We start from the raw sequence: 9111 nt of genomic DNA, 5'->3' as shown, positions 1-9111 counted from the left end.
TCTCCAGGAACGGGACCACGTCGTCCGGGCCCTCGGGACCGCCGAAGGAGAGCAGCAGCAGGGCGTCGTACGGGGCGGGATCGTGCTGATCGGACATGGGAAAGGGGATCTCCGAAAACGTCGTGGTGCGGTTTCCCCTTCTTCCGCGTGCGGGGCTCCCCGGATGCGGGGACGCGGGACGACGCGCGGCCCGGCCTCGTGCGCGGACGGCGCTTCGGTTCCTCCGTCGTCCTCGCGGGTCGGGGCCCGGTGTCACGCGCACCGGGGGAGGCGGCCGGGAACCGTGCGCGACTGCGCCGTGACGTCGTGCATCCGAGAGGGGCATATCGTTCGAAAAGTCCTGGAAGCGGCACTTTCAAGTGTCGACCGCAGGAGGAACGGCGACCGCCGGTTGCACATCCGGCGGCTCCCTCCTCCCGACCACAGGGACGTGACATGAGCGTATGCGCGTCGGGCTCCGCGCCCTTCACGAACGCCGCCGCCGTCTGGCAGACGGGACTGGCCCAGGCGTCGGTCGGACTCGTCGTCGTCGCCGTGATCATCGGCGCTTTCCTTCTCGGCGCGAGGATCAGGGACGAGGAGCTTCCGCCCCCCGACCCCGCCTCCCAGCCGCGCCGTCCCGCGACCGACCGGCGGCCCGGCAGGACGTCGGAGTACCGGCACCCCGTCCGGGCGCCGTTCGCGGACGCGACGCGCAGGCTCAGGCCGCACCAGCTCCTGGGCGGCCGCACCGAGACGTCGCCCGAGCCGCCGGCCGAGGAGCGGCGCAAGTGGTGAGCGGTCGCGGAGGCCCGGCAGGACCGGACCGACCGTGACGAAGGCCCGGGTGCGACGAGCGTCCGCCACGTGCCCCGTGCCTCTGGCGTCGCGTTTCGACGCAAGAACGACGCGGCTGGTGCCCCTCCCTCCGTCGAGCGACGGTGAAGACGGCAACGCATTCGCCTCGCCGATCGGAGGAGAGGTCATGGCCGAATCGCTCGTACCCCCCGAGGAGACCCCGCCCGTCGAGGGTTCGATCTCGTCCGCCCATCCCGAGCGGCCCGACGGGGGCATCTGGGAACACCCCATGATCTGGGTGTCCCTCATCCTCCTCGGCTCGCTCTCCGTGGCGCTCTTCTTCGCACTCCGGATCATCGACCTCTGACTCCGCGTGGGGGCTCCGGGACACCGGCCGGGGCCCGGACGCAGCACGCCAGCACGGACCGGCCGCTGCCGGCCCTGCACCGGTCGAAGGGGCCGGGCGGATTCATGGAAGCGGTCCGGCGTCCGGTGCCGCCAGGGGCCCGGCGAAGGCCGCGTTCGCTCCCGCGGATCTTGGTCGACCGCCTGAAAGGCTTTGTCGCCTGCGAGGACGGTGACGGTGACCGGTCCCTTGCCTGAGCTGTCGGCAACGACTTCGTCGGAGTCGCCCGTGGTGCCCCTCAGGCGTGCCCGGCGCGGTCTGCTGTGCCACCGGCGGGTCCGGCACTGTGCGGTGGGTATCCGGCCGGACCCCATGGCGAATGCGACGATCGCCCCACTACGTAGAACAAGGTCTGGGAACGTGGTGCGTGACGTCGGCCCGAACGCGTACCGGCGACCCGCGCCGGAACGCCGGCCCGCATCCGTTGGGTGGACGGTGCCGAGCACCTGCTGAACGGCCGGATGCGGGTGTTAAGAACGTAATAGGAATCGCCTTGCCGCAGGCTGTGGGGAAGGGGCGGCGAGAGGCTTCCGGCGTGGCTGATTTCTGGGGTTCCGATCGCCGTGCTCGGTGGATCGCGTATGCGCTGGCCGTGGCCGGCGCGTGTCTGATCGCGTGGGGAGGCGCCGTGGGGTCCCTCTGGGTGATAGGGGTCGGCGTGTGGTTGTTCATCGCCGCTGTCCTGGTCGATCTGATCCGGCGCCCGTAACGCCTGCCCGTACAACAGCGCAGGTGGAGCTGCATGTTGGCGATTCCGACCAAGGAGGGGCCCGGTCGGCTGTCGTGCTTCCGAGGCGACATGATGATCCTGGCGGGCAAGGCCTGGCGGGCGCCGGAACAAAGAGTTCCGGACACGCCGCGGTGCCGCCGGTTCCCGTTCCCTCCCGGCGGTGAAACCGTCTCCGGGCGCTTCTCGACACTCTCGCACGAGGCGTTACCGGCGTGTTCGGGGCAGACGGGGTGTGTTGCCGGGAGGCCGCATACTCGGTGCTCGCGTCACCGCGTGTGCGGCGGCGGTCAGGCCTGCGGGCAGGAACGAGGGAAGTCGATGGGAGACATGAAGGACACGAAGGGCCTGGCCGTGCCCGAGGTGGTGGACAGTCCCGCGCTGCGGCCGGAACCGACCGGGCGCCTGGCGCGGTGGATGCTGCGCCACCGGGTGCAGCCCGTGGGACCGGCGGCCGGAGAGGGGCACGGCGAGCCGCACGCCTGGTGGAAGGTGATGTGCCTGACCGGGGTCGACTACTTCTCCAGTCTCGCCTACGTACCGGCCATCGCCGCCCTCGCCGCAGGGGCCGTCTCGCCCCTGGCAACGCTGCTGATCGTGGCGCTGACGCTGGTGGGCATGCTGCCGATGTACCGGCGGGTGGCCAAGGAGAGTCCGCACGGCGCCGGGTCCGTGGCCATGCTGGAGGACCTGCTGCCCTTCTGGTGGGGCAAGCTGTTCGTGCTGGTCCTGCTCGGTTTCGTGGCCACGTCGTGGATCATCACGATCACCCTGTCGACGGCGGACGCGTCGGTGCACGTGGTGGAGAACCCCTTCTTCCCCGAGGCCCTGCACGGCCACGAAGTCGCCCTCACCGTAGTGCTGCTCCTGGTCCTCGGCGGGGTCTTCCTCCTCGGCTTCAGCGAGGCCGTCAGCGTCGCCATCCCGCTGGTCGCCGTCTTCCTGCTGCTGAACGCGGTCGTGATCGTCGTCGGCCTGGCGCACGTGTTCACCACCCCGGGCGCGTTCTCCGCCTGGACCGACGCCCTCGTCGAGGGGGGAGGCGGATTCGGAGACCTGATGGCACCGGCGCTCCTCGCCTTCCCGCTGCTCGTGCTCGGTCTGTCCGGGTTCGAGACCGGGGTGAGCATGATGCCCCTGGTGGCGGCCGACGGCGCCGACGACGAGCAGCGGCTGCGGTCGCGGATCCGCAACACCCGTCTGCTGCTGACCGCCGCCGCGCTGATCATGAGCGTCTACCTGCTGGCCTCCAGTTTCGTGACCACCGTCCTCATCCCCCACGAGGAGTTCGAGCCCGGTGGCGCGGCGAACGGCCGGGCCCTGGCCTGGCTCGCGCACGAGCACGTCGGGGAGGCGTTCGGCACCGTCTACGACATCAGCACCATCCTCATCCTGTGGTTCGCCGGCGCCTCGGCCATGGCCGGACTGATCAACATCGTCCCCCGCTACCTCCCCGGCTACGGCATGGCCCCCGAATGGGGACGCGCGGTACGCCCCGTGGTCCTCGTCTACACCGCCCTGTGCGTCCTCATCACCATCGCCTTCGACGCCGACGTCGACGCCCAGGCCGGCGCGTACGCCACCGGCATCCTGGCCATGATGGTCTCAGGCGCCTTCGCCGTCACCGTCTCCGTGGCACGCTCCGGCCGCCGGCCGGCCGCCGCCGGTTTCGCGCTCCTGACCCTGGTCCTGCTGTACGCGCTGGTCTACAACATCATCGACAAGCCCGACGGCATCACCATCTCCGGCTTCTTCATCGCCGGCATCGTCGTCGTCTCGCTGATCTCCCGCGTCACGCGCACCACCGAGCTGCGCGCCGACCGCCTCGTCTTCGACGAAGACGCCCGGAGGTTCCTCACCGACACCCTGGCCCACGACGACGCCATCAACATCATCGCCAACCGCCGCCAGGCCGGCGACGGCGCCGAGTACCGCGACAAGGAACGCGAACAGCGTGGCACCAACCCGGTCCCGGGCCGGGCCGACGTCCTGTTCCTGGAGATCGACGTGGTCGACCCCTCCGACTTCAGCGAGGTCCTCACCGTCCACGGCGTCGAGGTGGACGGGCACCGGATCCTGCGCGCCCAGGCCCCGGCGGCCCCCAACGCCATCGCCGCGGTCCTCCTCGCCCTGCGCGACACCACCGGCGTCAAACCCCACTGCTACTTCGCCTGGGCCGAGGGAAGCCCCCTGAAGCACATGTTCCGCTACTTCCTCCTGGGCCGCGGCGACACCGCACCCGTCACCCGCGAGATCATCCGCCGACACGAACCCGACCCCGACCGCCGCCCCGGCATCCACGTCGGCGGCTGACCCGTGACCGGTGCGGCCGGCACACCCCGCGAAAGCACTCCGGGTGGACGACCGGCGATGCCGCCGGCCCGGCACGCGACGCCTTCCCGGGAAGCGGCCCCCGCCCCCGGCTTCCGTCGCTCCGACCGGCGGCGTCGTCGGCGTCCTGCGGGTCGTCGCGTGCGGCCGGTGCCACGGTCCTTCGTGTGCACACCCGTGCCCGGACGGGTGCCGGTACCGGAGGAGGCCGGTTCGGGGCGCATGTCCCGGCCGTCCTCGCCGCGTTCGTGCCGGACGCATCGGAAGGGCTACTGCAGGCCGGAGACCTTGAGGATGCAGCGCGTCGTCTCCGCGTGGAGACGTAGGGAGAGGCAGGCGAGGTCGGTGGTGCCGTGGGTCAGGGTGCCGCGCTGACGGGAGGTGCGGGCGCCCGTCTCGATCCGCAACCACAACCCCGGGTTGGCGAGGAGGACCCGGAGGTCGACCTCGGCCCGCGATCCCTCGTCGTCCCGCAGGATCAGACGCCGGGAGGTGCCCTGCGGCCACGAGACCGAGACGAGCCGGTCGATGCGGACCGTCCTGGTGAGCCACGGTCCCCGGACCACGAGCAGGCCCGGTGCGACTCCCACCCGTGCGGGCAGCAGGACCACCAGCAGGGCTGCGGCCAGGGCGATCCACCCCGCTGTGCCGAGCAGGGTCGGCTCGTGCGCGCAGGCGTCGACGCCCAGCGACACCCCGAGCAGTGATCCCGCGCACGCCAGGGCGTAACGGGCCTCGCCTGCCCAGCCGGTGTCGTGCAGTACCTCGTCGACGGGGCCGGGTGCGGGGCGGGGAGCGGGAAGCGGGGGCTGCATGGCGCTGACGCTAGACGTTCGGGACGGAGGAACCGGGTAGGGCTACGCGTTGTTTACGCGGCGGCGGAAAGATTTGACGCGCCGCTGACGGGAAGGGAGCCGTCGGCCGGCCCACGTGCTCGCGGACCGGCCGGAAACCACCGGTCCAGGCGAGGAGGGACCCGCGCGGTCGTCGCGCGAGCCGCTCCAGGTCGCGGTGCGCCCCCGTGCGGCGATGCCGGCGGCAGCCCGGCGAGGCCAGACCGGGCTCAGGCGCTGTCGCCGCTCTCCGGGGCCGGTGGTGCAGACCACCTCCCCGTACCGGCTTCCGGTGAACCGGGTACGGACCACCGTCATCCCCCCGCTCCTGCCGAAGGCGGCCCAGCCACGCCCGAACCGGACGAGCGGCACGGGGGCGCCCCAGGTGGAGCCGATCCGGCCGGGGCCTGGTGGGGCGGCGAGTGTCGGTCCGCCCCGGTCGCGCAGGCGCCGGACGATCACCCCGCGCGGTACCCGCGCCGGCACACCGGCCGCACGGCTGCGGACGGACGGCGGAGCCGCAGGGCGGAGGCGGGTATCGGACGGCAAGACGGGCCCGCGCCCCTGCACGGCCCGGGACGGTCGAACCACTGGCGTCCTCGGGCCGCTGAGCCACCCAGGACGAATCCAGTCGCCCGGGGCACTGCTGGCGGTGAAGCGCGGGTTCTGACGAGGCCCGTACGACGCAAGGACGTTCCGGGTTGGGGGGACGGGAGGCGACCGCAGATCCGGTGCGTACCGGACGTGTCCGTGACGAGCCCCGCCCCCGCGTCTCCGGAAACCGCGTTCTCCGGCCGGACTCGTCCGATCGTGTGATCCGCCCGTACGGAACCTGTCAAGGCTCCGTCAGTGTTCACGGTTCGCCCGACGGGGTGGCGTCACAGTGGACGAGCGGCCGCGCCACCCCCGTTTCGATGAGGGGAGGACGACCGCACTCCGTCATCCGCCCTTCTGCAAAGGGAGTCGATCCTGCGTGACCATCGAGAACGTGGTCGGTCTCATCGTCGCCCTCGGCATCGTCGGCTACCTGGTGGCCGCACTGATCAACCCGGAGAAGTTCTGACCGGCGCCGGGCGTCGAGGCCCTGGTCCTCCTGGTCTCTCTGCCCCGCGCGGAGGGTCCCGTCCACGGCACTCCCGTACGCGCCGAACGCTGAGGCCGTGCGCGGACCGCGTGCCCGGCACGGGACCCGGACGTCCCGGAGCGAGGGCCGTCCCGTGAACACGGACGGAGCGCCGGCGCCGGGAGGTACTGCCGTGGCCGGTTCCGCACGCCGAGGAGTACCAGGAGCCCCCTCGGGTGCCAACCGTGCGGGTCCGTTACGGAGGGCCGCCGACACCGGGGGGGTGAAGCGTGCCGAATCAGCAGCAGCCCTTGCCCCGCCGTGCGTCGCAGCCCGCCCGGACGACAGCGAGCGGGCGGTCCAGGACGTGGCCGAGACGTCCACCGGCGAGTCCGTACCGCTTCCGGCCGTTGTAGGGGGAGGGCCACCACGCGCCCGTAGTCCCACGTAGAGGACGCGTCAAAAGGGGTGCCAAGGGCGTAAGGGGGGTGTCAACGAAGACGGTGGGCGGCGCAAAAGGATGTTTTCTCATCTCGTCCGAGAATCCGCTTTCCTTCTTCAGCAGGAGCTCACGATGGCCGACCTGGCCTTCGTCGTCACCACGGTCGCGGTCTTCGCGCCGGTGGCGTTCATCGCCGAGGGGGTGGCGAAGCTGTGACTGTCGAGAACGTCGTCGGTCTGTTCGTCGCCGTCGCCCTCCTGGGCTATCTCGTCCTCGCCCTCCTCGAACCGGAGAGGTTCTGAGCCAAGAGATGAGTCCTGTTCTTGCCGGCGTGCTCCAGCTTCTGGCGCTGGTCGTCGCCCTCGGCCTGTCCTGCCGGCCGCTGGGCGACCACATGGCGAAGGTGTACTCCCCGGAGAAGCACTACCGGCCCGAGAAGCGGATCTACCGGGCGATCGGTGCGAACCCGTCGGTGGAGACGCGCTGGCCGGCGTGCCTGCGCGGAGTTCTCGCCTTCTCCGCGGTGAGCGTCCTGTTCCCGTACCTGCTCCAGCGGGTGCAGGGGTCGCTGCCCGGTTCGCTCGGCTCCGTGTCGATCGGCCCGGACCACGCGTTCAACACGGCCGCGTCCTTCGTGGCCAACACCGACTGGCGGTCGTACTAAGGCGAACAGGCCATGAGCCACGTCGTGCAGACCGGCGGCCTCGCGGTGCAGAACTTCGTGTCGGCGGCCGTCGGCATGGCGGTGGCCGTCGCCCTGGTGCGTGGCTTCGCCCGCTCCCGCACCGGTGAGCTGGGCAACTTCTGGGCCGATCCGGTCCGGGGCACGGTCCGGATCCTGCTGCCGATCTCCGTCATCGGTGCGCTCGTGCTCGTCGCCCGCGGCGCGATCCAGAACTTCTCCGGCATCCACGCGGTCGGGCAGTTCACCGGCACGATCGTGTTCCTGCTCGCGGTGGTGACCCTCAAGCCCTTCGCGATCTACGCCGGTGCCGACGAGCAGACCTCCCTGATCGTCCTGACGGCCCTCCTGGTCTGCTTCATCCCGACCACCATCGGCGCCCTGCTCTCCGCGATCGGCATCGCGGGCATGGACCGGTTGGTCCAGCGGAACGTCCTCACGATGTCGGGCCGTGCGGTCGAGGCGACGGGCGGCACGGTGACCATCGAGGACACCCCCGGAGGCGGCTCGACCACGGTGCTCGGCCTCCGCACGGCAGGTGACCCTCGCCCGTCGCTCCCGGACACCTTCACGGGGAGGGTGACACGAGGCCGATGACGGGCACCGGCTTCGACCGGAGGCGATGTGGGGTTCGAGGGGGGGGTACCTCCTCGGCCGGCCTCGACGGCGGACCTCGAGCGTCCGCCACGGAAGTCGGGCGTCCACCAGGTGGGTAGGTTGCCCCTCGATACGGGAACGAACGGAACGAGGGGCCAGTGACACAGCAGAACGGCAAGAAGGAGGGGGCTCTGCCTCCCTCGGTGGTGGACTGCGCCCTGTACGAGGACGGCTGCCGGATCCCCGGGCAGGTGGGTCTGGACGCGATCACGAAGCGGATAGACCCGCAGGCCGGACGGTTCGCGTGGATCGGCTTGTACGAGCCCACCGCGGAGCAGCTGCAGGAGGTGGCCGACGCGTTCGGCCTGCACCCCCTGGCGGTGGAGGACGCCGTCCACGCCCACCAGCGTCCCAAACTGGAGCGCTACGGCGACATGCTGTTCCTGGTGCTGAAGACGATCGTCTACGTCGACCACGAGAAGGTCACCGCGACCAGCGAGATCGTCGACACCGGCGAGATCATGGTCTTCGCCGGCCCCGGCTACGCGATCACCGTCCGCCACGGCAGCGCGCCTCCGCTGGAAGGGGTGCGCCGTCTGCTCCAGGAAGACCCCCTGCAGCTGGGCTGCGGTCCCGCGGCCGTCCTGCACGCGGTGGCCGACATGGTCGTCGACCGTTACATCGACGTCGCCGACGCCTTCGCCGGCGACGTCGACACCCTGGAAGCCGAGGTCTTCTCTCCCGACACCCCCGTCGACGCCGCACGCATCTACCAGCTCAAGCGCGAACTGCTGGAGTTCAAACGTGCCGTCATGCCCCTCACCGGCTCCCTGCAGCGCCTGAGCGACAGCAACGTACCGGGGATCCCACCGAAGGTGGCCACCTACTTCCGAGACGTCACCGACCACCACCAACGCGTCATCGAACAGATCCTGTCCTTCGACGAACTGATCACCGGCATGCTCACCGCCAGCATCGCCCAACTCGGCGTCCAGCAGAACGCCGACATGCGCCGCATCAGTGCCTGGGCCGCGCTCATCGCCGTCCCCACCATGATCGTCGGCATCTACGGCATGAACTTCGAGCACATGCCCGAACTCACCTCCCCCTACGGCTACCCAGCCGTCTGGCTGGTCATGATCACCGCGTGCACGGCCGTCTACCGCGCCCTACGCCGCAACAAATGGCTCTGACCGGAGCCGCCGAAGCGGTTCCGGCCGGTGCCGACGGCACGGGTCTCGTCAAGGAAGGGA

The 9111-nt window shown here is 70.9% G+C and carries 8 protein-coding genes and 2 pseudogenes; 9 read left to right on the top strand and 1 reads right to left on the bottom strand.

Translation table 11 applies throughout. The features are described from left to right. Window positions 1-435 precede the first annotated feature (435 nt). From OO47_RS20780 to OO47_RS36930, 3 genes are all read left to right on the top strand, one after another. Complete coding sequence (locus OO47_RS20780; RefSeq protein WP_051716273.1) at window positions 436-777, top strand: DUF6479 family protein; 342 nt, start codon at window positions 436-438, stop codon at window positions 775-777. Between the two features lie 187 nt (window positions 778-964). After that, window positions 965-1144, top strand: a complete 180-nt coding sequence (locus OO47_RS20775; protein WP_030220195.1) for a DUF6480 family protein — start codon at window positions 965-967, stop codon at window positions 1142-1144. A gap of 1096 nt (window positions 1145-2240) precedes the next feature. After that, window positions 2241-4223, top strand: a complete 1983-nt coding sequence (locus tag OO47_RS36930; RefSeq protein ID WP_030220190.1) for an APC family permease — start codon at window positions 2241-2243, stop codon at window positions 4221-4223. A 287-nt stretch (window positions 4224-4510) separates the two neighbouring features. On the opposite strand, the gene OO47_RS20765 is transcribed toward OO47_RS36930, so the two are convergent. Next, the gene (locus tag OO47_RS20765; RefSeq protein ID WP_051716272.1) at window positions 4511-5056 is read right to left on the bottom strand and encodes a hypothetical protein; all 546 of its coding nucleotides are present in this window, start codon (window positions 5054-5056) and stop codon (window positions 4511-4513) included. Window positions 5057-6047: 991 nt separating this feature from the next. On the opposite strand from OO47_RS20765, the gene kdpF (OO47_RS36305) reads away from it, so the two are divergent. The 6 genes and pseudogenes from kdpF (OO47_RS36305) to OO47_RS20745 all read left to right on the top strand — a co-directional run bounded on the left by kdpF (OO47_RS36305) (window position 6048) and on the right by OO47_RS20745 (window position 9051). Next, window positions 6048-6137: a K(+)-transporting ATPase subunit F gene (gene kdpF, locus OO47_RS36305; protein WP_033209776.1), complete on the top strand. Its 90-nt coding sequence runs from the start codon at window positions 6048-6050 to the stop codon at window positions 6135-6137. Window positions 6138-6657: 520 nt separating this feature from the next. Further along, complete coding sequence (locus OO47_RS37340; RefSeq protein ID WP_167345356.1) at window positions 6658-6795, top strand: hypothetical protein; 138 nt, start codon at window positions 6658-6660, stop codon at window positions 6793-6795. Next, complete coding sequence (gene kdpF, locus OO47_RS36300) at window positions 6792-6881, top strand: K(+)-transporting ATPase subunit F (RefSeq protein ID WP_033209774.1); 90 nt, start codon at window positions 6792-6794, stop codon at window positions 6879-6881. The genes OO47_RS37340 and kdpF (OO47_RS36300) overlap by 4 nt, the downstream gene beginning before the upstream one ends. 8 nt (window positions 6882-6889) lie before the next feature. Then, window positions 6890-7513: pseudogene (locus OO47_RS36295) on the top strand (potassium-transporting ATPase subunit KdpA); the annotation flags it as partial. Continuing rightward, window positions 7514-7804 (top strand): annotated as a pseudogene (locus OO47_RS38785) (potassium-transporting ATPase subunit B); the annotation flags it as partial. Window positions 7805-8016: 212 nt separating this feature from the next. Next, window positions 8017-9051, top strand: coding sequence for a magnesium and cobalt transport protein CorA (locus tag OO47_RS20745; RefSeq protein WP_051736399.1), 1035 nt, complete (start codon window positions 8017-8019; stop codon window positions 9049-9051). Window positions 9052-9111: the final 60 nt, after the last annotated feature.

The organism is Streptomyces bikiniensis, from assembly GCF_000716625.1.
Lineage (GTDB): Bacteria > Actinomycetota > Actinomycetes > Streptomycetales > Streptomycetaceae > Streptomyces > Streptomyces bikiniensis.
The sequence above is the reverse complement of the archived record's forward strand: the minus strand, read 5'-3'. Positions and strand labels throughout refer to the sequence as shown.

Excerpts from the sequence above, each read along its gene's own strand:
- OO47_RS36930 (WP_030220190.1), top strand. The coding sequence starts at position 2,241 with ATGAAGGACACGAAGGGCCTGGCCGTGCCCGAGGTGGTGGACAGTCCC.
- OO47_RS20765 (WP_051716272.1), bottom strand. The coding sequence starts at position 5,056 with ATGCAGCCCCCGCTTCCCGCTCCCCGCCCCGCACCCGGCCCCGTCGAC.
- OO47_RS20775 (WP_030220195.1), top strand. The coding sequence starts at position 965 with ATGGCCGAATCGCTCGTACCCCCCGAGGAGACCCCGCCCGTCGAGGGT.
- OO47_RS37340 (WP_167345356.1), top strand. The coding sequence starts at position 6,658 with ATGTTTTCTCATCTCGTCCGAGAATCCGCTTTCCTTCTTCAGCAGGAG.
- OO47_RS20780 (WP_051716273.1), top strand. The coding sequence starts at position 436 with ATGAGCGTATGCGCGTCGGGCTCCGCGCCCTTCACGAACGCCGCCGCC.